Genomic DNA, 21,389 nt, shown 5'->3' on the forward strand with positions numbered 1-21,389 from the left:
CCTCCAGCAAGCTTACGGCTTGGAGACCTTCAAGTTCACCGCACCGATCGATTGCGTTACCTGAACGCGCGCATCAAGCGCGTTCAGGTCTTCATACATAATGCATGCGATCGTCGATGGAGCCATGCACTCCGGCCGTACTCAGCGCGGCCCCTCCGGATACCCCGGCATGTTGTTCCAGCCGGCAGGCAGTTCGCCGCCGGGCCGCGACGCGGCGCTGTTGTGTTCGGGCAGGCGGATGAGGCCGAGCTGAAGCATGGCGGTGATCGCATCTTCCTGTCCGAGCTCCTCGGCGATCCGTCCGTCCTGCACGCGCAGCACGGTGGTGCCGGCGAACGTCATCTTGCGGCCGGAGGCCGCCGGCAGCGAGCCGAGCCGGAAGTCGCTGAAGGCAGGTCCGGTGTGCGTGCCGCCGCCTTCCCAGCGGCCGACCACGAGATCGCCCTCCGCGATGAGATCGCCAACGCCCCAGAAATTGAGGTCCGGAAACGCTTCGCGAAACTCAGTCATGAACTTCATGACCGCGGCGCGGCCGCGCTTCGGCTCGTGCATCGGGTAGTGCACGACAATGTCTGCCGTGGCGAGCTCGTTGATGATGCGCGGATTCCAGGGGTTGCCCCAGAACTCCTTGAACCAGCGGCCGACGACGTTCTTGTTTTCCTCTGACATCTCTTCGTCTCCATTTGCGCGTTGCCGGTATCGCTTCCGGCGTTCTGTCGATGCGCGCAGTGAACATTTGGAGGCGTGTGTCGTGCCACCCGATTTCGGATCGGGCGCTCGGTCGGCGTGCGAGCGAGATTCCGCTGTGTCGATATGGCGCTTAGCACCGCTTCTCGATTGTCGTCGCGGAATCGGGAAGCGGGTGGTTCGCGGAACGCGAACGCGAGACCGTCTTCGCGATCACACGGGAGAACATCATGCGCAACTTCGATGCGATCGCCGCGCTGCGCGGCGACGGACTTCGTCCCGAACTGCGGGCGCTGCTCGATCGCGCTGCGGTCGAGCCTCGGTCTGAATTGTTCGTCAGAAGCGACGGGATGCTTCAGTCCGGAACGGACGCCACCCCGAAGACGGTGCACGACAACGTCGTGCCGCTGAAGACGCTGGCGGCCTGAATCAGAAGAGCGGCGGCCTTACCGCCACACCGACTTGTCGGCGTCCCAGCGCTGGCCTTTGAGTTCCTTGAGCAGCGCGTCGATCGCGCCGTTGTCGTCCCTGGTCTCGCTGCCTTCCTCGTCGCTGCTGGAATCATCGGACAGATTGAGCCTGGGGCCGGCGCTGTCGTCCGATGTCGAGACGGTGGGGCTCGAGACCCACAGCATCAGCCGGTCAGAGCTTCCAGGCTTGTCGGGCGAGACCAGGGCAGTGACCTCGTAATTCTGGGTGAGGCCGAGTACCGGGTAAACCGTGCTGGGCCGCTTCAGCACCAGCTTGAGCTTGCCGGTGTTCGCGTTCCACGTCGCCGAGGCCGGCTTTGCGGCGAGCGTCTTCGCCAGCACGCCCGCGATCGCGGTTGCCAGCTTGTCACGGTTGAGCTTGTCGCCGTCGCGCCAGTCGGCGGCAGCAAAACGGATGGTGCGGTCCATCTCGACGACGCCGCTGGTCCAGCCGGCCGCGGTCACGCCGGGCGCCGATTTTGCCTTGGCGAGCAGCGCGCCGGCGTGCTCGGGATCGACGGTGAGGTTGATGGTCTGCTCGCCGGAGCGCATTGCATCGCAGGTCACCGCGAGGCTGGAGGTGCCGACCTCGACGGCCTCGCCCTTCAGGCTCTTGAGGAAATCCGCCGCCGCATCGAGCTTCACCCGCACACCGATCGATTCCGGCGAAACGTCGGTGAAATCCTTCGGCTGCGGCGTGATGCCGTCCTCGGTGGCCTGGTTGTCCTGGAATTCCTTCTCGCTGAGATCGGAATTGTCCGTCGAGGCGACCTCGGTCACGGTCTGGCCGATCGTGATCTGGCCGCGAAACTCAAAACCGTCGCCGGTCTGCTTGCGGTTCAGCTTGACGGTGACCGGCTGCTTGTCGGCGACGCTCTGGGCGGTGCCGGAAAGCGTCTGGCCGCTGACGGTCAGGTTGGCGACGAAGCGGTCCTTGCGGTCGGAGCTCTTGTCGGCGGGATAGCAGACGTCGAGCACGGCCGCGGTCACGGTCTTGCCCTGGCGGGTTTCCTTCAGGACGACGTCGGCATTGCCGTCCATCAGGCCGTCGATCGAGGTGAAATAGCGCGTCTCGGGGCCACTGGCTGGCGCCGCTTTCGATTGCAGCTTCATCTGGGCGAGAGCAGGCGCCGATGTGACGGCAAGACCGAGCAGCAGGAGCGGGAGCGCGCGCATACGATAAGTCCTCGAAGGGCAGAATCGGTTCCGTCGTAACTAGCAAACCTCCATGTCATTGGCCAAAAAAGAAGGCCGCCTAACGGCGGCCTCGCGCCGCGATCGCGGTCATGTGCGTTCGTCAGGTTCCTCGCCGCTCTCCAGCCGGCCGCGCAGCACCGTCACGACGCGGCCCACGGTTTCGAGGTCCTTCATCGAGAGCCCGTCGGCGAGGCCGTTCACCCAGGGCAGCTGCAGGCGCATCGCCGCGTCGAAGCTTTGCCGCCCCTTGGCGGTCAGCACGACGAGCTGGGCGCGGCGGTGATGCGGGTTGGTCTCGAAGGCCACCAGTCCGTCCCGCTCGAGGTCGTTGACGATCCGCTGCACGTTCTGTCTGGCAGCGCCGAGGTCGCGCGCCAGCCACGCGACCGGTTGCGGGCGCTCGGCGGCGACGATGGCGCCGAGGATCTGCCAGCGTGCGCTGGTCAGCCCGAGCCCGGCCACCAGCCGGTCGCCTGATGTGAACAGCAGGCTGTTGAGCCTGAACAGGTCGGGAATCAGGGTGCTCAGCGCTTCGCCCGCCGGCGTTCGTTTTGCATTCGGCATGTGTCACCATATGAACGTATTGACATTATGATGTCAATATATATGTATCCATTATAACGGAATGACATCATAACACCATGTAGAACGGAGCCAACCATGCCGCAGATGCGCCCCCTGGACCCCGCTTTCCCGATCGACCGCCAGCTCGCGGTCGATGCCACGAACGTCGTGCTCGTCAACCTCTTCACGCTCGATGCGGCCGACGAGGACGCGTTTCTCAAGGCCTGGCAGGACGACGCCGCCATCATGAAGCGGCAGCCGGGTTTCATCTCGACCCAGCTGCACCGCGCGATCGGCGAGAGCCCGGCCTATCTGAACTACGCAGTGTGGGACTCGACTGCGGCCTTCCGCGCCGCGTTCATGAACCCTGAGTTCAGGGCCAAGCTTTCGGCCTATCCGGCCTCGGCGGTGGCCTCGCCGCACCTGTTCCAGAAGGTGGCTATCCCGGGCGTGTGCGTCGCGTAACGGACTGTCAGGCCGTCGCGTCAAGGATCGGTCAGCTGTGCACCAGCATGCCAACCCCGAGTGTGGCAGCAGCGGCCAGAAACGATATGTCCAGAAATCGCAGCGGCGCTTTTGGACGATGGCCGGCAGAACCGGAAATGACGTAATAGAGCCCATAGCCCGCGGCGAGGACGACGAACGTCAGCGTTTGCCTGAGCCAGAACGTCAGAACGATCGCAAGATCGTCGATACTGTCCAGGGCATAGGCGCCGACCGCGAGCAACGCGCCGATCGCGTAGAACAGCGCGAGCGTCGACGTCAACGATTTGGCGTCGCGGGACATGGGATGATCGCTACATCTCGAACGTAATCAAACTGCAAAAAGGAAGGCCGCCCGGAGGCGGCCTTCGATCTCGACGCGAATGTGCGGAGGGGCTTAGAAGCCGCCCATGCCGCCCATTCCACCCATGCTGCCACCGCCCGGCATCGCCGGCGCCGCATCCTTCGGCACTTCGGCGACCATCGCCTCGGTGGTCACCAAGAGGCCGGCTACCGACGAGGCGTCCTGCAAGGCGGTGCGCACCACCTTGGCGGGGTCGATGATGCCCTTGTCGACCATGTCGACATAGTCCTCGGTCTGCGCGTCGAAGCCGAAGGTCTCCGACTTGTTCTCGAGGATCTTGCCGACCACGATCGAGCCCTCGACACCGGCATTCTCGGAGATCTGGCGGACCGGAGCTTCGAGCGCCTTGAGCACGATGTTGATGCCGGCCTGGACGTCGGCATTCGGGTTGGTGAGCCGGCCGACCGCCTTCTTGGCGCGCAGCAGTGCGACGCCGCCGCCCGGGACGATACCTTCCTGCACCGCGGCGCGGGTCGCGTTCAGCGCGTCCTCGACACGGTCCTTCTTCTCCTTGACCTCGACCTCGGTCGCGCCGCCGACCTTGATGACGGCAACGCCGCCGGCGAGCTTGGCAAGGCGCTCCTGCAGCTTCTCACGGTCGTAGTCCGAGGTGGTCTCCTCGATCTGCGCCTTGATCTGGCCAACGCGGGCGTCGATGTCCTTCTTCTTGCCGGCGCCCTTCACGATCGTGGTGTTCTCCTTGTCGATCACGATCTTGCCGGCGCGGCCGAGCATGTTGATCGTGACGCTCTCGAGCTTCATGCCGAGGTCGTCGGAGATCAGCTGACCGCCGGTCAGGATCGCGATGTCCTCCAGCATCGCCTTGCGGCGATCGCCGAAGCCCGGCGCCTTGACGGCGGCGACCTTGAGCCCGCCGCGCAGGCGGTTGACGACCAAGGTCGCCAGCGCCTCGCCCTCGACGTCCTCGGCGAGGATCAAGAGCGGACGGCCCGACTGCACCACGGCTTCCAGCACCGGCAGCATGGACTGCAGGCCGGACAGCTTCTTCTCGTGCAGCAGGATGTAGGCATCCTCGAGCTCGGCGGTCATCTTCTCGGCGTTGGTGATGAAGTAGGGGCTGAGGTAGCCACGGTCGAACTTCATGCCCTCGACGATATCGACCTCGGTCTCGAGCGACTTGTTCTCCTCGACGGTGATCACGCCCTCGTTGCCGACCTTCTGCATCGCCTGCGCGATCATCTTGCCGATCGCGGCATCGCCATTGGCCGAGATGGTGCCGACCTGGGCGACTTCGGACGAGGAGGCGACCGGCTTGGCGCGCTTCTCGATGTCCTTGATCACGGCCGCGACCGCGGTGTCGATGCCGCGCTTGAGGTCCATCGGGTTCATGCCGGCGGCGACCGACTTGGCGCCCTCGCGGACGATGGCCTGCGCCAGCACGGTCGCGGTGGTGGTGCCGTCACCGGCGGTGTCGTTGGTCTTGGAAGCGACCTCGCGCAGCATCTGCGCGCCCATGTTCTCGAACTTGTCGTCGAGCTCGATCTCCTTGGCGACGGTGACGCCGTCCTTGGTGATGCGGGGAGCGCCGAAGCTCTTCTCGATGACGACGTTGCGGCCCTTCGGGCCGAGCGTCACCTTCACGGCGTTGGCGAGCACGTCGACACCGCGCAGCATGCGGTCGCGGGCCTCTCCGGCGAATTTTACGTCCTTGGCAGCCATTGATTTGAACTCCTGGAATGTCTGTGGATTGCTTGTCGCTCGTTTTTCTCGTCATTGCCGTGTTTGACCCGGCAATCCATCGCTTCAGAAGATTGATGGATGCCCGGGTCATCTAGCGCGAAGACGCGCTTCTGCCCGGGCATGACAGCAGAGGGCGCGGCGGCCCTCGGAGTCCAAGGCGTTACGCCAGCACGCCCATGATGTCGGACTCCTTCATGATCAGGAGTTCCTGGTTGTCGAGCTTGACCTCGGTGCCCGACCATTTGCCGAACAGCACGCGGTCGCCGACCTTGAGGTCGATCGGGATCAGCTTGCCGGCCTCGTCGCGGCCCCCCGGTCCGACGGCGATGATCTCGCCCTGGGACGGCTTCTCCTTGGCCGAGTCCGGAATGATGATGCCGCCCTTGGACTTCTCCTCGGCATCGATACGCTTGACCACGACGCGGTCGTGCAGGGGGCGGAAGGTGGATTTAGCCATGACGTTCCCTCTTGGAGGCTCGGTTTCAGGTCCGGTTCATCGGGACCGGCGTCGGATGCCGGCCGGTCGGCGCTGGGCAGGACGCCCGGCGCTCTTAGCAATCGTGGTGCGAGAGTGCTAATTGTGGGCCGGGAAATATGGCTTGGCGCAGTTTCTGTCAAGCAAACGGGTTAAGGCCTTGGTGAGGCCAATATAGGATGGTGGACCAGAAACCAAATCGTAGCGATGACGTAATTTTGTCAGACGTCATTGCTCCGCCTTAAGTTTTACGCTTGGCTGCAGGACGGGTGCAGCCGGGACATAGTCGGGGGATGCATATGATCAGGTCATTCAACGCGCGATTGGTCGCACGGTTCGCGGCTGTTTCGGCGCTGACGACACTCTTGGGGGCGTGTGGCAGCATGAGCCTGCCGTCGTTGTCGTCGAACCCTGAGCCGGCGCCGGCCGAGCCGGGCGTAGCCCCCGAAATGCCCGCAAGCATTCGCGCCGATGAGATCGTCGGCCGCTGGGGTCTCGCCTCGTTCCAGAATCCCGCCGACCGTGCCCGCACCGAGGCCGCCGCGCGCGGCCAGTGCAAGCAGCCTTACGTGATCGGCGCCGGCCAGAACGGCGGCGTCATCATGCATCTGGCCGACCAGGCCACCCCGCAGGAACTGCGGCTGAAAGGTTCCCCGAGCGGCAAGAACTATATCGGCCCGCCAGGACCGACGCCCGGCGAGCAAGACCGCGAGATCGTCTCGTTCGACGGCCGCGTCATGATCACCCGCTTCGTCGACAAGGACGCCGGGGTCCGCTACGGCAACATGGTCTACGTCCGCTGCGCCCCGAGGGCGTAACGGCGGGACTTCGAGCGATCTGCCGACATAGCGCCGCACAGTCGGCAACCTCTCCCCCTGCGGGAGAGTCGGATTGCATCGCCAGATGCAATCCGGGTGAGGGGTCTCTCTTCGCGAGTGATCCTCTCGCGATCCGCGTGTGCGGCGACGCCCATTCATCCGGCGCGCCATAGCGGATGCGAAGCATCGACCCACGACAAGACGGCGGCCGCGAGGTCGTCTCCCGTTTAAAAATGGTGACCCGCAAACAACTGTCTTACCGCCGCACGCCAACCCGATTGACGCCGCCATTCAAATTGCCGCCCGCGTTATGACGGACCGCGGCCCGCGCCACCGGACGAGGCCTGAGCACGACGCCCGCCCTCGCCACGCAACCCTGCGGGTAACCGACATACGTGCAGTAAACCACGGCCTTGGCCGGCGCTGGCGTGAGAGCGACAGCTGCAAACCCCAACATGAGGCTGGTCGCAATTCCCGCAGCCGTCACGGACTTGATCGAAACAATGTTCGTCCGATGCATGGTGATCCTCCTCATCGCGGGCGAGACAAAAGATGGTGCGCCGCTTCGGGCGGGGTCCAACATATGAGCGGCAAGGGACGGATCGCGTTGACGTAGATCAACGCCCGCGCGCGGCTGTACGTCTGTGCGAGAAGTGGGCGCAATGGCACCGCACGAGGGCGGCGCCATGTCTGGTGACTCCTACGGAGTGCATATGCTCAAACAAGAACGCCGGCCCGAAGGCCGACGTCTCAATTCCAAAAACCTCAGTTGAACATCGCGTCGATGTCGTCCTGCGAGGCATGGCCGGCGTCGCCGTCGAGCTTCGGGCCGTTGAGCAGGCGGGCATCGCCCTCGCGGGTGTCGACGATCGCCGGGACGTGCGACTTGATAGCGTCGACGCCGCCCCAGATGTTCATCATCTCGTTGATGTGCTGTTCGATGAACTTCATGGTCTGCATCACCTTGCTGATGCGCTGGCCGGTGAGGTCCTGGAAGTTGCAGGCCTCGAAGATCGAGACCACGCGCTCCTGAATATCTTCGCTGAGCCGCTTCTGCTGGTCGGGCGTGACGTTGTTCGCCAGCGCGGTCGCGGCCTGGTCGATCGCCTCCACCGCCTCGAGGATCTGCTGGGTGGCCTGTTCGGTGCCGCCGACCACGGCGCCGAGCTCGCCATTGACCTTGGCCATCTCCTCGCCGTTGAAGCTCTTGCCGTGCAGCACGGCGATCTCGCGCTTGGTGCGGCTGATCGCGTCGTGGATCAGGTCGAGCTCGACCTTGAGCTTCTCGCACTGTTCGACCTGCGCGCGGTAGGTCTCGAGCAGCGCATGGGTCTCGGCGACTTCGCGGGCGACCGCGGCATCGACGCTGTCGCCGGTGCGCTGTGCCGGTGCTGCGGCCATCTGCGCGCGGATCGAGCGAAGCTCGGCCATGATCTCGCGATGCATCGGACCGAGATCGGCGCCGCCGGAAACCTCCGGCTCCGGCATCACAACCTCGCCCATCGCCTGCTCGACACGAAAACGCTTGCGCTTCACTGACATGATTTCATTCCCGCCCCTTCACTGAAGTCCGTTCTAGACAGAGCGGATTTAACGTCAGGTTCACGCCGGAACTGTTTGCGCGGATAGCGCGCAAGCGTGCGATACCGGCGATTAACCATGTCGCCGCGCCGTTCACGCAAAATAAACGCTGTCAGGGAAAACCGCCCTGCATTGCCGACGTGGTGAATCGGAACGGCTGATCCATTTACCAAACCGATGCGGTTTTCATTGCTTATTGACCACGTGCAATGGCGCAAAGTCGGCGCCCTCGCGCATCACGTCGCGACGAAACCAGTACAGAGTACGTCGATGTTCAGGAAAACCACGCTTGCGCTGCTCGCCGGCGCGTCTTCTCTTATTGCCGTTCCCCATCACGCCATGGCGATCGACGCGGCAGCGCCCGCCGGGCCCGCCGTCATCTATGCCAATCAGGGCGCTCCGCAGCCGCCGATGCGCACCGCCTATGTGCAGCCGCAGCGCTCCAACATGGGCGGCGGCTTCATCGAATTCCTGTTCGGCGACGCGCCGTCGTCGCAGGGTTATTCGCCGCAGCCGATGTATCAGCAGCAGCCCGGCTATTACGGCAACCGTCAGCTGCCGCCGATGGATCCGCAGCAGCAGATGCTCCGGCAGCAGGAGGAGGCCGCGGGCGATCCGGCGCAGCGTCCGTTCGATCCGAGATACGAAAAGCAGCTGGTCGACTATAGCGGCAAGGAAGGCGCCGGCACCATCGTCGTCGATACGCCGAACAAGTTTCTCTATCTGGTGCAGGGCGACGGCCGTGCGCTGCGCTACGGCATCGGCGTCGGCCGGCCCGGCTTCACCTGGGCCGGCGTGAAGACGATCTCCGCCAAGAAGGAGTGGCCGGCCTGGACGCCGCCGCCGGAAATGCTGGCGCGCCGTCCCGACCTGCCGCGGCACATGGAAGGCGGCCCGGAAAATCCGCTCGGCGCTCGCGCGATGTATCTCGGCTCCTCGCTCTACCGCATCCACGGCTCCAACGAGCCCTGGACGATCGGCACCAACGTCTCGTCCGGCTGCATCCGGATGCGCAACGAGGACGTCATCGACCTCTACGGCCGCGTCAATGTCGGGGCCAAGGTCGTGGTGATGTGAGCGTGTTTTTGAAGAAGGTGCCCCAAAGATGGGGTCGTCCCGGCGAAAGCCGGGATCCATAACCACAGGCGGTTGTTACTGACAGAAGCTGTAGCCCCAGCCGTGTCAAATCTTGCACGGTTGTGGTGATGGGTCCCGGCGAAAGCCGGGACGACGGAATCAAAACGGCCGCTCGATGGAGCGGCCGTTCGTGTTCAGGCGAAACGCATACGCTTACGCGTAGTTGCTGTCGTCGCCGCCACCATCGAAGCCGTCGTCGTCATTGTCGAAGTCGTCGGCGTCTTGATCATCGTCACTGTCCCGGTCGGCCTGCGCCTGGTCGAACGCGCCGGCGCGCGAGCCGCTGTCGCGGTTGGAGCCGACATCGTTGATCCCGGCGTCACGCGCCAAGTCGCTCGACGACTGGTCGCCGCCCCAAGGACGCGAATCGGAGCGCGACCCGCCGCCGAGGCTGCCGGAATCGGCCAGCGACTGGTGGCTGCCGCCACCCATCATGCCGCGGATGCTGGAGAGCAACAGTCCGCCGCCGACCACGCCGGCCGCCGCCGCAGCAGCAGTCCCGAGGAACGAGCCGCCACCGCCACCCGGCGCGCCGCCGAACGCCGGCGGTCGCGGGCCGCCATAGCCCTGGCCATAGGGTTGCGCCGGCTGGCCATAGCCGCCGCCGGCCTGCTGCATCGCCTGGCCCGAGTTCCAGACCGGGCGGCCGCCCGGATCGCGGCCGCCCATGTCGGGCGCCCGCACTGGCGGCACCGAGCCATGCTGCTGGCCCTGTCCGCCGAAGATCGCGTCGCGCATCGAATCGAGGAAACCGCCGCCCTGCTGCTGGGCTCCCGGCTGCTGGCCGACCGCGGCCTCGAGTTCCTGGATCCGGTCATGGGCGCGCTTCAGCGCCTCGTCCTGCACCAGCGCGGTCTGCACCAGCGCGTAGACCGCATTCGGCGCGCTGCGCAGGCCCTGCATGATCGCGGACATGGCCTCGCCGTCGCGCGGGGCATTCTCCAGCTTGGCGAGCCGGTCGAAGAGATCGTCGATCAGTTGGCGTTCTTGCGGTGTCATGGCGTTCTCCATCGCGTCGATCGAATCGGCGCGTCCGGGATGTAGGACTGGGTTTGTGGCGCAAGGAGTGGGGGCCAGAATTAAATTTATGTATGCGACAATACGACCGGCGGTTTTTCGTGAACCTTAAAGCGTTTTCGAGCGAAGCCTGCCCCGCACTTGATGCGGGGTGGGGACCGGTTCAGGCCAGTGTAACTTTATTCAGGGCCAGCAGCGCGGGGAAATCGTCGCCTGCCAGATAGGCATGCTCGGTCTCGCGCTGCGTCGTCAGCGGATCGAGGCTCTTCAGCGTTTCGTCGACGAAACCGGGATGGCACATCACGAGCCCGTCCTCCGGCAGGCCGTCGAGGAAGCCCTGCATCAGCGCCGCGAAATCATTGCCGCGTGTAAAATCATAGGCGCCGGCGAAGGCCGGATTGAACCGCAGGCCCGCTCGCTGTGCCTTGATCCGGAATTGCGTGCTGAGCACGTTCAGCACCAGCGCCTTCGGCGCAGCCAGCTGGCGCGCCAGCGGGCCTTCGCGTCCGCACTGCCGCACCCAGGCATCGGGCGCGCGCTCCTTCACGGCGCGCAGGAAGCCGTCGCGCACCTGCGGGAACAGCTGCGCGTGCTGATGACCGTCGACGAAGTCGGGTGCGCGGCCAAACAGATCATGGAAGGCGTCGAGCTGCGCCAGCACCTCGGCATGGACCAGTTCGGCATCGAGCCGGTGCATCAGCCCGGCGCGCAGCAGCCGCGGGAAGGGCAGGAACATGTCGCCGTCGAGCGGGCGGAAATGCATCGTCAGCGGCCGGAACGGCGCGGTCAGCGTCACATGCAGCCCGATCGCGCAGCGCGGGCTGTTCGCCACCGACGCCGTGAGCGCGCCGGCCGCATCGCGGCCGATCGCCGGCGTCACCGTCATCACGGACGTCGCATTGAGGCGGCCGCGCTCGATCAGATCGCGGATCGCGCGGTTGACGCCGTCGCTCAAGCCATAGTCGTCAGCACACAGCCAGATCCGGCGCGGCGTATCGGTGTTCATTCCGCGGCGGTCCGCTCGGAGGCGTTTTGCGCCGCGCCGCCGTCGGCGTGCTTCTCGGTGTGCTCGGCGACGAAGTAGATCGGCCGCGCCTTCAGCTCGGAGAGGATCTTGCCGATATATTCGCCGACGATGCCGATCATGATCAGCTGCACGCCGCCGATCGTCATCATGCCGATCATCAGCGACGGATAGCCGGGAACCTGCTTGCCGGTCGTCAGCACTTCCCAGAGAATCGAGAGGCCGAACAGGAACGCCGCGCCGGCGAGCAGCGCGCCGAGCAGGCTGGCAAAGCGCAGCGGCGCCACCGAGAACGAGGTCAGGCCCTCGATCGACAGGCCGATCAGCCGGCCGGCATTGAAGGTGGTGACGCCGTGCGCGCGCGGCGCCGGCTCGTAGTCGACGCGGATCTGCCGGAAGCCGATCCAGCTGGCGAGGCCCTTGAAGAAGCGGTTGCGCTCCGGCAATTGCCGCAGGGCCGCGGCCGCGCGCGGCGACAGCAGGCGGAAGTCGCCGGCATCCTCCGGGATCTGCTGCCGGGCGCCCCAGTTGATCAGCGCGTAGAAGCCGCGCACGGCCAGCCGCCGCGCGGCCGATTCATTGTCGCGATGCGCCTTCGCCGTGTAGACCACGTCGTAGCCGTCATCGATCCAGTGTGCGACCAGTTGCTCCACGAGCGTCGGCGGATGCTGGCCGTCGCCGTCCATGAACAGCACCGCGCCGCGGCGGGCGTGGTCGAGGCCGGCCATCAGCGCCGCCTCCTTGCCGAAATTGCGCGACAGCGACACCACCTGCAGGTCGAGCCCGTCGGCGGGCAGGCCGCGCGCGATCATCAGCGTGTTGTCCGCGCTGCCGTCATCGACATAGATCACTTCGCAGGCGAGGCCGTAGCGGGCGCGCAGCGTCCTGGCGAGGCTGACCAGCCGCTCATGCAGCGCCGCAAGCCCGGCCGCCTCGTTGTAGACGGGCACGACGATCGACAGACCCTGCCCGGCGGCGGTCTTGGCGGTCGTGGTCAGGCTGGAAACGTCAGAGCCCAGCATCATCGGTCAGGTTCCAGAACTAGAGCGTTTTCGAGCGAAGCGGCCTTCCGCCTCGCGCAAGGAAAACGCGTCAAAACGAGAGATCCCTTGAACACAATATGGTACCGCAGGGCAGCTGTCGCCAACATGAACGGCGAGGCCGCCTCATTGTCGCAGGAACGCCTCGAGCCTGGCGAACAGCGGGTTCTCGCGATCGAACACATAGTCCAGCGACACCACCGACACGGTTTCGGCGCCGTGCTCGCGCAGGAAGCTGCCGAGCGCGTAGAGCTTGCCCGGTGGGCAGTGCAGCGTAAGCATGCCCGACGAGGTCGGGCCGCCGAACGGGGCGACCACGCCGAAGCGGTTATGCGCCTCCGAGAGCAGCGTATCGTTGCAGCCGGCGAAACGGGTGCGGACCTCGCGATACTTGCTGGCGCGGGCGCGCGCCGCGATGTGGTCGAGGATCACGCGCGCGGTCTCGCGGGCGCCGGTCGACCAGTCGGCATCCCGCGACGCAACGAGGTTGGCCTGGCTGCGCAGCATCACGCCGTCGTCGAGCACCTTGAGCCCGTTGGCGGTGAGCGTCGCCCCGGTCGTCGTGATGTCGACGATCAGTTCGGCGGTGCCGGCGGCGGGCGCGCCCTCGGTGGCGCCGGCGCTTTCGACGATGCGGTAGTCGCCGACGCCGTGCCTGGCAAAGAAGCCGCGCGTCAGATTGATGTATTTGGTCGCCACCCGCATGCGGTGATTGTGCTGCTCGCGGAAGCCGCTTGCGACGTCGTCGAGATCGGCCATGGTGCGGACGTCGATCCAGGCCTGCGGCACCGCGACCACGACATTGGCATAGCCGAAGCCGAGGCCTTCGATCATCAGCACGCGCTTGTCGGCATCGGGAATGCTCTCGCGCACCAGGTCCTCGCCGGTGACGCCGAGATGCACCGAGCCGCGCGCCAGATTGGCCGCGATCTCGCTCGCCGAGAGATAGGCGATCTCGACATTGTCGACGCCGGCGATGGTGCCGCGATAGTCGCGGGCGCCGCCGGCCTTCGACAAGGTCAGCCCGGCGCGGGCGAAGAAGCTTTCGGCGTTTTCCTGCAGCCGCCCCTTGGAGGGAACGGCGACGACGAAGGGCGTGCTCATTGGGCGCCTCCGAAGGAGGAGGTGGCCTGGCCATGCCGGGTCATCGCCTCGATCCAGACCGAGAAGCCAACCGCGGGGATCGGGCTCGCCGAGCCGAGCTGCGTCATCAGCCCGTCGTAGCGGCCGCCGGCGACCAGCGGCTCGGCGCCGTTGCCCTTGGCGTGCAGCTCGAACTCGAAGCCGGTGTAGTAGTCGAGGCCGCGGCCGAACGCGGTGGAGAACCGGGTCTTTCGGATGTCGATGCCGCGCGCGGCCATGAAGCCGATCCGGCTCTCGAGCTGGTCGATCGCCGCGGCAAGGTTGAGCTTGGCGTCGCCAGCCAGCGCGCGCAATTGCGCGACCGCGTCGTCGGGATCGCCTGCGATCGCCAGGAAGCGCTTGATGGTCGCGACCGCGTCACGCGGCAGCGCGCCGCCCTTCAGCGTCGATTGCTCAAGGAAACGGTCGGCGATCTCCGCCACCGTGCGGCCGCCGACATTGGTGGTGCCGGCGATCGACATCAGATCGGTGACCAGCGCCAGCGCCGCCTTGCGGTCGGAGCCGGCCAGCGCAGCGAGCACGCCCTCATATTCGTTGCGGCCCGGCGCGGTCTTGAGCGTCAGCTGCTCGATGTCGTCGGTCAGCGAGACCTTGCGGTTGAAGTCCTTGATCAGCCGGCGCCGCCACACCGGATAGAGGTCGAGCGCATCGATCAGCGCGTTGAACAGCGCGACGTCGCCGGTGCGGATCTCGACGTCCTTCAACCCGAACGCGGTGGTCGCCTCCAGCGCCAGCGCCAGCATCTCGGCATCGGCCGCGGCACGGTCCTGCCGCCCGAACGATTCGATGCCGGCCTGCAGGAACTGGCTCGGCGCACCGCCGCGATAGCGGAACACCGGACCGAGATAGCTGAAGCCGGCCGGCTGGCCGGCGCGCGGCGAGGCGAGGTAATCGCGCGCCACCGGGATCGTGAGGTCCGGGCGCAGGCAGAGCTCCTCGCCGCCCGGGTCGGTCGTCAGGTAAAGGCTCTTGCGGATGTCCTCGCCGGAGAGATCGAGGAACGGCTCGGCCGGCTGCAGGATCGCGGGCTCGGACCTCTGATAGCCGGCCTGCGCGAACGAGGCCAGCAGCGCATCCGCCCAGACGGCGGATCCGGCGGCGGATCGTGGTGCGGCAGCTTCGGTCATCTCGACGTCCAATTCGCTCCGAAATCGCGTTCCAGAGCGGGTTCCATGGGTGGTGTTTGTGGAGCCCTTAGCACGGTCGGCCCATGCTTTCGACAGGGATCGGCCAAGTGGCTTAATGATTGGGTTCGTTAACGATTTTGCGACGGCTTGGCTAGGGGCCGGGTACGCCGAAATCGCGCGTGATGCGAGCACGCCTCTCAGGCTCCCTCCCCCGCAAGGGGGGAGGGAACCCTTCCGCCGGTGCGTCCATCACTATCTCCCCAATCCCCCAGTGCGGCCTGCACCAGCGCCAGCGCCGCGACGGCGGCGGTGTCGGCGCGCAGGATGCGCGGGCCGAGCGCGAGGCGGAGGATGGCGGGCTGGCGCAGCAGCAGCGTCCGCTCCTCCTCGGCGAAGCCGCCTTCCGGGCCGATCAGGACATCGATCCCGGCGTTCGCAGCCTGTGCGGTTTGCAGCGCCTGGATCGGATTGGCGACCTCGGCGGCCTCGTCGCAGAACACCAGCAGCCGCGCCGGATCGCGCCCCGCCAGGAAGCGTTCGAGGGGGAGGGGATCGGCGACCTCGGCGAGCGAGATGATGCCGCATTGCTCGGCGGCCTCGACCACATTGGCGCGCATCCGCTCGCTATTGACCCGCGACACCTGGGTGAAGCGTGTCAGCACCGGCACGAGCCGTGCGGCGCCCATCTCGACGGCTTTCTGCACCATGTAATCGAGCCGCGCATGCTTCAGCGGCGCGAACACGCAAGCGACATCGGGCAGGCGGTCCTGCGCGCGGGTCTGCGCTGATACCGTCAGCATGTCGGCCCGCTTGCGGCCGGAAATCTCGGCGCGCCATTCGCCGTCGCGGCCGTTGAACACCAGCACGCTGTCGCCGGCGTTAAGCCGCAGCACGTTGCCGAGATAGTTGCTCTGGTCGCGTGCGAGCGGAACGGTTGCGCCGGCATCAAGCGGAGCATCGACAAACAGGCGGGGGCTGCGGAAATCGTGTTCAGGCATATCCGAGGCGGCTTCATTGCGGTGTCGCAAGTTTACCAAGCCATGCGACACCGTAGTCCCGCGGGCTCGTCAGGAACTCGCCGGCCGGGTAGATAAGGAAGCGTCGATATATTGCTTCTGTCACCAAGTCATTTCTTCAGTCCAAGGGGCCGCTTGCACGCAGCCCCTTTGGCTTTTTAGTCGCCCGTGCGCGGCATCGGGCCGTTAATCCAAACCGAGGCCTTGCCGAAAATCGCGTTCAGGCAAATTTGATGGTCCGGTTTTACCGCCGTTCGTAGCCTAAAGGCTTAGAATCGGGGAACAATTTAATGTGGCCGGTGTGGCCCTACGCCGCGCTGTCGCCCAAATCGACGGGTTGTTAAGGCCTCGCAGGAATCGTAAAACGCCCCCAAAATTCGTTGCTTCGTTTTTGTTGCGCTGGGGTTGCCTGGACCTTTTGCCGGAGAAACACCCTCGATGATCCGCCGACTGATCGTGCTGACCGTTGCCGCGACCGCCCTGTCCGTGGGGCAAGCCGCCGCGCAGAGCGCCTTTCCGGCCCCGTTGCCCAATCAGGCCGGTAAGGCCGGCACCGCGTCCGACCCCGCGTTTCCGCCGGTCAATGGTATGCGTCCAAGCCAGGCCGGAACCGCCTCGGATTCCGCATTCCCGCCGGTCAACGGCGCGCCGGCGGCCAGGGTCGGTGCCACGCCGTCGGCATTTCCGAGCAGTGGCGCGGCCCCCATTGCCGGTGGCGGGCTGTCGTCGCCGCCCCCGCCGGGTGCGGGTGGTGGTGCCGCCGACGCCTGCATGAAGAATTTCACGCCGCTGCGTGAGGATGCGGAGAAGCGCGGCAAGGCGATCAAGGCGGCGAGCGATCGCCACGCCAGCCCCCAGGAGGCCTGCAAGCTGATCGGCAATTACAGCCAGGCCGAGATCAAGATGATCAAATATGTCGACACCAACGCGCAGAAGTGCGGAATTCCGCCGCAGATCGCCGACCAGCTCAAGGCCGGACACAAGAATACCGAAGCGCTGCTGAAGAAAGTCTGCAATGTCGCGGAGCAGGCGGCGGCGCAGCCGCGTGGGCCTGCGGGGCCGACGTTGAGCGACGTGCTCGGCTCGTCCGCCTCGCTGCCGGAAGCGACGCCGACCAAGAAGGGCGGCAGCACCTTCGATACGCTGAACGGCAACGTCCTCACCCGTTGATGGATCACCCATGAGCGATGTCTCCACCCGCGTTGCCGACTCCACAGGCAACTGGGTGGATACCCATGCGCCGGTCTGGACGCGGCCCTATCTGCGGCTTGCGCGCTACGACCGGCCGATCGGCTCCTGGCTGCTGTTGATGCCGTGCTGGTGGTCGGCGGCGCTTGCTGCCGGCGTCGCGCATGATGTGCGCTCGCTGCCGCTCGTGGTCCTGCTGTTCTTTATCGGCGCCTTCGTGATGCGCGGCGCCGGCTGCACCTGGAACGACATCACCGATCGCGATCTCGACGCCAAGGTCGAACGCACGCGGTCGCGGCCGATCCCCGCCGGGCAGGTCACGGTGACGCAGGCGGCGGTCTTCATGCTCCTGCAGGCGCTGATCGGGTTGCTCGTGCTGCTGCAGTTCAACCGTTTCGCTGTCATGACCGGCATCGCCTCGCTTCTGATCGTCGCGATCTACCCGTTCATGAAGCGGATCACCTGGTGGCCGCAGGTCGTGCTCGGCCTCGCTTTCTCCTACGGCGCGCTGATGGGATTTGCGGTGACGCTCGCGCGCATCGATCTGACCGCGATTGCGCTCTACGCCGGATCGATCGCCTGGGTGATCGCCTACGATACCATCTACGCCCATCAGGACGCCGAGGATGATGCGCTGATCGGCGTCAAATCCACCGCGCGCCTGTTCGGTGCACGCACCCATCGTGCGCTCGTGATCTTCTATGGTCTCGCCGTGCTCCTGATCGGCGTGGCGTTCGCGCTCGCGGGGGCGCGCTGGCCGGCCTGGATCGGGCTAGCGGCGTTCGCGCTGCATCTCGCCTGGCAGGTCCGGCGGCTCGACATCAGCGATGGCGCGCTCTGCCTGCGCATCTTCAAGTCCAACCGCGACGCCGGCTTCATCCTGTTCGCGAGCCTGGTCGTCGACGCGGTGCTGCGCGCGGCGTGATGACTTCGCAGGATGGGCGGAGCATCATTCTCGCCCGCAGGACAAGAGTTGATGGGTTTCGCTTCGCTCTACCTATCCTGCGCAGCCCGAAATGACGGCGAGAGGTGCGGCAAATCACGCATGCGCGGATGATGACACCGCGCTGTTTGACATGTTGAATTGCGTCCCATCCTCATCGTCGTCCTGGCGAAAGCCAGGACCCATTACCCCAAATCACAATTGTTGCGCGACGCTGGGGCCGCGATCCCGTTCATCACCGAATGCGGTGGTTATGGGTCCTGGCTTTCGCCAGGACGACGGCGATGGAGGGAATGCTGAGTGTGGCAAGCTCAATCCCGCGCGATGATCTCGCGTTCGCCGCGATGTACGCTGGTGCCGTGCAGCCGGAAGCCGGCGCGGCGGCGGACCAGGAATTTCGGCCGCCGCGCGCGGATCGCGTTGCGGCGACGGCGGCGCGGGGAGGGCGTCCGCGGTGCCGGCTCGGTCAGTTGCGGGAGACGGAAGATGTCGCTCCACATCTGCCAGGCGGAGCTGATCTCCTCGGCATCCGAACTGGAGCCGAGCGGAATGCTGAGCGCGGGATCGCGGTGAACCAGCACCAGCATCTGCGCGTCGTCGATCCCGCGCACCGCGACGCCGAGAAAGTCGCTGACGCGAACATTGACCGCCATCCGCATGCCGAGAACAGCACGGCGCAGCACGACGTGTTCGCGATGAAGCTCGACCTGCCGCATGCCGCCATCCGCGCGCGCATCCTGCGCGTGGAAGCTGAGCGGAAGGGAAAGAGGGTCGAGCCGCAATGCGCGGCTCGACCCGGCGGAATTGATTCCGCTTGTTGGTGTTTGACGCCTCAAAGCCTTGTCTCCCCGCCGGGATTATGTTCCCGGTCGATGGGTGAGAGCCTAGCCGAGCGATGTCCGTTCCCCCTTAAAAAGCCTGGTTAACCCCTCCTCACCTCGCGCCATGATTGACAAGAGGTTGGCTCGCATGATTGACGAAGCCTTGCCCCGATCACTCAAATCTTTGTTGCCTGCCGGCGCAAAGTGCTTGAAATCCCTGTGAAACCGGCACATCTGGTGGATCTGTCGACCTCGTTCCGGGCCCCCCTCAATCCGCAGGAATTCGTTCGTGAACTCTTCACCATCTGCATCGCGACACGGCGATACCTCCGATCTGTTCGACCAATCGGGCCTGAGCGACCTCGCGCAGCGCCTGGTCGATGCCGCCAAGCGCGCGGGCGCCGATGCGGCCGATGCCATTGCGGTGCGCGGCGTCTCGCAGGGCGTCGAGGTGCGCGACGGCCGCGTCGAGGAAACCGAACGCTCCGAAGGCGATGACGTCGGCCTGCGGGTATTCGTCGGCCAGCGCCAGGCGGTGGTGTCGACCAATGACGTCAGCGGCGACGGGGTCGCCAAGCTTGCCGAGCGCGCGGTCGCGATGGCGCGCGTGGCGCCGGACGACAAATATGTCGGTCTGGCCGATCCGGCGCTCCACGCACACGATTTCCCCGATCTCGATCTGCTCGATCGCAAGGTTCCGAGCACGGCCGAACTGGAGCAGCGCGCGATCGAAGCGGAGACTGCGGCGCTCGCGGTCAAGGGTGTCACCAAGTCCGGCGGCGCGTCGGCCTCGACCGGGATCGGCGGCATGGTGCTGGTGACGTCGACCGGCTTCCACGGTTCTTATCTGCGCTCCAGCCACGGCATCTCGACGACGGCGATTTCCGGTGAGGGCACCGGCATGGAGCGCGACTACGATTTCACCAGCGCGCCGCATGCCTCCGATCTCGATTCACCTGCTGCCGTTGGTCGCAAGGCCGGAGAGCGCGCGGTGGCGCGGGCCAATCCGCGCAAGGTCGAGACCTGCAAGGTGCCGGTGGTGTTCGATCCCAGGGTGGCCGGCTCGATCGTCGGCCATCTGGTCGGCGCCATCAACGGCGCCTCGATCGCGCGCAAGACCAGCTTCCTGAAGGACAAGCTCGGCGAGCAGCTGTTCTCCAAAGACATCCGCATCATCGACGATCCGTTGCGCGTGCGTGGGCTGCGCTCGCAGACCTTCGATGCCGAGGGCGTCAGGGTGAAGAAGACCGCGCTGATCGATGCGGGCGTGCTCACCACCTGGGTGCTGGATTCGGCGACCGCGCGCGAGCTCGGCCTCGTGACGACCGGGCATGCGCATCGCGGCGTATCGTCCTCGCCCTCGCCCGGAACGTATAATCTGCATCTCGAGCCGGGTGCGGTGACGCCGAGGGAGCTGATCTCCGACATCAAGCAGGGCTTCTATGTCACCGACCTGATCGGTTCCGGCGTCAACGGCGTGACCGGCGATTACAGCCGCGGCGCGTCCGGCTTCTGGATCGAGAACGGCGAGATCACCTATCCGGTCAGCGAAGTGACCATCGCCGGCCATCTGCTGCCGATGTTCAAGTCGCTGGTCGCCGCCAACGACCTGGAATTCCGCTACGGCGTCAACTCGCCGACGCTGCGCATCGAGGGCCTGACGCTTGGCGGACGCTGATACGGACGACTGGACCAAGGCGCGCGATGCCGCCTTGCTGACCAGATCGGTGCAGGAAGCGGGCCGGCTCGCATCGTCGCTGTTCCGCACCGAATTGAAGAACTGGATCAAGGGCGCCTCCTCGCCGGTCTCCGAGGCCGACATCGCCGTCAACGACCTGCTGGAGCAGCAGCTGCGTTCGGCAACGCCCGGCTACGGCTGGCTGTCGGAAGAGAGCGCCGACAACGACTCCCGGCTCGGCAAGCGCTTCACCTGGATCGTCGATCCGATCGACGGCACCCGCGCCTATCTCGCCGGCCGCGAGGACTGGTGCGTCAGTGTGGCGCTGGTTGAAAATGCATCTCCGGTGCTCGCGGCGGTGTATGCGCCGATCAGCGAGGAATTCTTCTTCGCCGCCCGCGGACAGGGCGCCACCCTGAACGACGGCGCGGTGCATGCAACCGCAGGCACCGATTTCAATTTTCCGCGGATGGCGGGACCGAAGCCGCTGGTGCAGCGGCTCAGCCCGACGCCGGACGAGATCACGCTCTATCCGCGGATCGGATCGCTGGCGCTGCGCCTGTGCCGTGTAGCACAAGGTCGACTTGACGCGGCCTTTGCCGGCGGGCAAAGCCGCGACTGGGATCTTGCCGCCGCGAATTTGATCGTGCAGGAAGCGGGTGGTAAGATGACTGCGCTCTCGGGGGACGCGATTGAGTACAATCGCCGGGAGGTGACGCATGGGGTGCTGGTGGCAGCAGGACGCGAACGTCATGTACGCATTGTCGAGCATTTCCGCAGCCGTCCTTTGCCGTGAGGCCCCGCCGATCCGCGCCGCGTTTCCGATTGTGACGACCAGAGCTGCTGCGACAGCCTTGTGACGACCAGCCTTGTGACGACCAGACCTGTGACGACCACGACTTCATTTGTTTGCCG

General features: G+C 65.7%; 23 protein-coding genes. 8 read left to right on the forward strand and 15 right to left on the reverse strand.

Annotated features, from left to right (window positions below):
- Positions 1-141: 141 nt before the first annotated feature.
- A complete protein-coding gene (locus XI02_RS08700; RefSeq protein WP_172648560.1) occupies positions 142-669 on the reverse strand; it encodes an ester cyclase in 528 nt (175 codons plus the stop codon).
- A gap of 248 nt (positions 670-917) precedes the next feature.
- On the opposite strand from XI02_RS08700, the gene XI02_RS08705 reads away from it, so the two are divergent.
- Positions 918-1,115 (forward strand): hypothetical protein, encoded by a 198-nt coding sequence (locus XI02_RS08705; RefSeq protein WP_172648559.1) that lies wholly within the window; start codon positions 918-920, stop codon positions 1,113-1,115.
- A gap of 18 nt (positions 1,116-1,133) precedes the next feature.
- Here the strand turns inward: XI02_RS08705 and XI02_RS08710 are convergent, their stop codons facing one another.
- Positions 1,134-2,333, reverse strand: a complete 1,200-nt coding sequence (locus tag XI02_RS08710; RefSeq protein ID WP_172648558.1) for a hypothetical protein — start codon at positions 2,331-2,333, stop codon at positions 1,134-1,136.
- 108 nt (positions 2,334-2,441) lie between these two features.
- Complete coding sequence (locus XI02_RS08715; RefSeq protein WP_172648557.1) at positions 2,442-2,918, reverse strand: MarR family winged helix-turn-helix transcriptional regulator; 477 nt, start codon at positions 2,916-2,918, stop codon at positions 2,442-2,444.
- 96 nt (positions 2,919-3,014) lie between these two features.
- Between XI02_RS08715 and XI02_RS08720 the strand changes: the two genes are divergently transcribed.
- Complete coding sequence (locus XI02_RS08720) at positions 3,015-3,383, forward strand: antibiotic biosynthesis monooxygenase (protein ID WP_172648556.1); 369 nt, start codon at positions 3,015-3,017, stop codon at positions 3,381-3,383.
- A 31-nt stretch (positions 3,384-3,414) separates the two neighbouring features.
- On the opposite strand, the gene XI02_RS08725 is transcribed toward XI02_RS08720, so the two are convergent.
- From XI02_RS08725 to XI02_RS08735, 3 genes are all read right to left on the reverse strand, one after another.
- Complete coding sequence (locus XI02_RS08725) at positions 3,415-3,705, reverse strand: hypothetical protein (RefSeq protein ID WP_016844940.1); 291 nt, start codon at positions 3,703-3,705, stop codon at positions 3,415-3,417.
- Between the two features lie 93 nt (positions 3,706-3,798).
- Positions 3,799-5,445, reverse strand: coding sequence for a chaperonin GroEL (gene groL, locus XI02_RS08730; RefSeq protein WP_172648555.1), 1,647 nt, complete (start codon positions 5,443-5,445; stop codon positions 3,799-3,801).
- 181 nt (positions 5,446-5,626) lie between these two features.
- A complete protein-coding gene (locus XI02_RS08735; protein ID WP_172648554.1) occupies positions 5,627-5,923 on the reverse strand; it encodes a co-chaperone GroES in 297 nt (98 codons plus the stop codon).
- Between the two features lie 317 nt (positions 5,924-6,240).
- On the opposite strand from XI02_RS08735, the gene XI02_RS08740 reads away from it, so the two are divergent.
- Positions 6,241-6,759 carry a hypothetical protein gene (locus XI02_RS08740; protein ID WP_026192247.1) on the forward strand — a complete coding sequence of 173 codons (519 nt, stop codon included), beginning with the start codon at positions 6,241-6,243 and terminating at the stop codon, positions 6,757-6,759.
- A 256-nt stretch (positions 6,760-7,015) separates the two neighbouring features.
- On the opposite strand, the gene XI02_RS45165 is transcribed toward XI02_RS08740, so the two are convergent.
- Together XI02_RS45165 and XI02_RS08745 are read right to left on the reverse strand one after the other, a co-directional pair.
- Complete coding sequence (locus XI02_RS45165) at positions 7,016-7,294, reverse strand: hypothetical protein (RefSeq protein WP_370143919.1); 279 nt, start codon at positions 7,292-7,294, stop codon at positions 7,016-7,018.
- Positions 7,295-7,524: 230 nt separating this feature from the next.
- On the reverse strand, positions 7,525-8,301 hold the full coding sequence (locus XI02_RS08745) for a protein phosphatase CheZ (RefSeq protein ID WP_172648553.1): 777 nt from the start codon (positions 8,299-8,301) through the stop codon (positions 7,525-7,527).
- A gap of 309 nt (positions 8,302-8,610) precedes the next feature.
- Here XI02_RS08745 and XI02_RS08750 point away from each other — a divergent pair, with 309 nt between their 5' ends.
- Complete coding sequence (locus tag XI02_RS08750; RefSeq protein ID WP_038388045.1) at positions 8,611-9,417, forward strand: L,D-transpeptidase; 807 nt, start codon at positions 8,611-8,613, stop codon at positions 9,415-9,417.
- A 213-nt stretch (positions 9,418-9,630) separates the two neighbouring features.
- On the opposite strand, the gene XI02_RS08755 is transcribed toward XI02_RS08750, so the two are convergent.
- From XI02_RS08755 to XI02_RS08780, 6 genes are all read right to left on the reverse strand, one after another.
- The gene (locus XI02_RS08755) at positions 9,631-10,476 is read right to left on the reverse strand and encodes a DUF2076 domain-containing protein (RefSeq protein WP_172648552.1); all 846 of its coding nucleotides are present in this window, start codon (positions 10,474-10,476) and stop codon (positions 9,631-9,633) included.
- Positions 10,477-10,657: 181 nt separating this feature from the next.
- Complete coding sequence (locus tag XI02_RS08760) at positions 10,658-11,500, reverse strand: ChbG/HpnK family deacetylase (RefSeq protein WP_172648551.1); 843 nt, start codon at positions 11,498-11,500, stop codon at positions 10,658-10,660.
- The gene (locus XI02_RS08765) at positions 11,497-12,543 is read right to left on the reverse strand and encodes a glycosyltransferase family 2 protein (RefSeq protein ID WP_069278244.1); all 1,047 of its coding nucleotides are present in this window, start codon (positions 12,541-12,543) and stop codon (positions 11,497-11,499) included. Before XI02_RS08765 ends, XI02_RS08760 begins: the two co-directional genes overlap by 4 nt.
- Positions 12,544-12,684: 141 nt before the next feature.
- Positions 12,685-13,662 (reverse strand): ATP phosphoribosyltransferase, encoded by a 978-nt coding sequence (hisG, locus tag XI02_RS08770; RefSeq protein WP_172648550.1) that lies wholly within the window; start codon positions 13,660-13,662, stop codon positions 12,685-12,687.
- Complete coding sequence (locus XI02_RS08775) at positions 13,659-14,828, reverse strand: ATP phosphoribosyltransferase regulatory subunit (RefSeq protein ID WP_172648549.1); 1,170 nt, start codon at positions 14,826-14,828, stop codon at positions 13,659-13,661. The genes hisG and XI02_RS08775 overlap by 4 nt, the downstream gene beginning before the upstream one ends.
- Before the next feature lie 197 nt (positions 14,829-15,025).
- Complete coding sequence (locus tag XI02_RS08780; RefSeq protein ID WP_172648548.1) at positions 15,026-15,826, reverse strand: 16S rRNA (uracil(1498)-N(3))-methyltransferase; 801 nt, start codon at positions 15,824-15,826, stop codon at positions 15,026-15,028.
- Between the two features lie 456 nt (positions 15,827-16,282).
- Here XI02_RS08780 and XI02_RS08785 point away from each other — a divergent pair, with 456 nt between their 5' ends.
- Positions 16,283-17,014 carry a hypothetical protein gene (locus tag XI02_RS08785; protein ID WP_069278242.1) on the forward strand — a complete coding sequence of 244 codons (732 nt, stop codon included), beginning with the start codon at positions 16,283-16,285 and terminating at the stop codon, positions 17,012-17,014.
- A gap of 10 nt (positions 17,015-17,024) precedes the next feature.
- The gene (gene ubiA / locus XI02_RS08790) at positions 17,025-17,957 is read left to right on the forward strand and encodes a 4-hydroxybenzoate octaprenyltransferase (RefSeq protein ID WP_172648547.1); all 933 of its coding nucleotides are present in this window, start codon (positions 17,025-17,027) and stop codon (positions 17,955-17,957) included.
- A gap of 329 nt (positions 17,958-18,286) precedes the next feature.
- Here ubiA and XI02_RS08795 read toward each other — a convergent pair whose 3' ends face one another.
- On the reverse strand, positions 18,287-18,811 hold the full coding sequence (locus tag XI02_RS08795; RefSeq protein ID WP_026192252.1) for a DUF6101 family protein: 525 nt from the start codon (positions 18,809-18,811) through the stop codon (positions 18,287-18,289).
- Between the two features lie 274 nt (positions 18,812-19,085).
- Here XI02_RS08795 and XI02_RS08800 point away from each other — a divergent pair, with 274 nt between their 5' ends.
- Both XI02_RS08800 and XI02_RS08805 read left to right on the forward strand, forming a co-directional pair.
- Positions 19,086-20,474 carry a TldD/PmbA family protein gene (locus XI02_RS08800; RefSeq protein WP_069278240.1) on the forward strand — a complete coding sequence of 463 codons (1,389 nt, stop codon included), beginning with the start codon at positions 19,086-19,088 and terminating at the stop codon, positions 20,472-20,474.
- A complete protein-coding gene (locus XI02_RS08805; RefSeq protein ID WP_172648546.1) occupies positions 20,461-21,270 on the forward strand; it encodes a 3'(2'),5'-bisphosphate nucleotidase CysQ in 810 nt (269 codons plus the stop codon). Before XI02_RS08800 ends, XI02_RS08805 begins: the two co-directional genes overlap by 14 nt.
- Positions 21,271-21,389 lie beyond the last annotated feature (119 nt).

Origin of the sequence: Bradyrhizobium sp. CCBAU 21365 (assembly GCF_015291305.1) — a bacterium.
Lineage (GTDB): Bacteria > Pseudomonadota > Alphaproteobacteria > Rhizobiales > Xanthobacteraceae > Bradyrhizobium > Bradyrhizobium elkanii.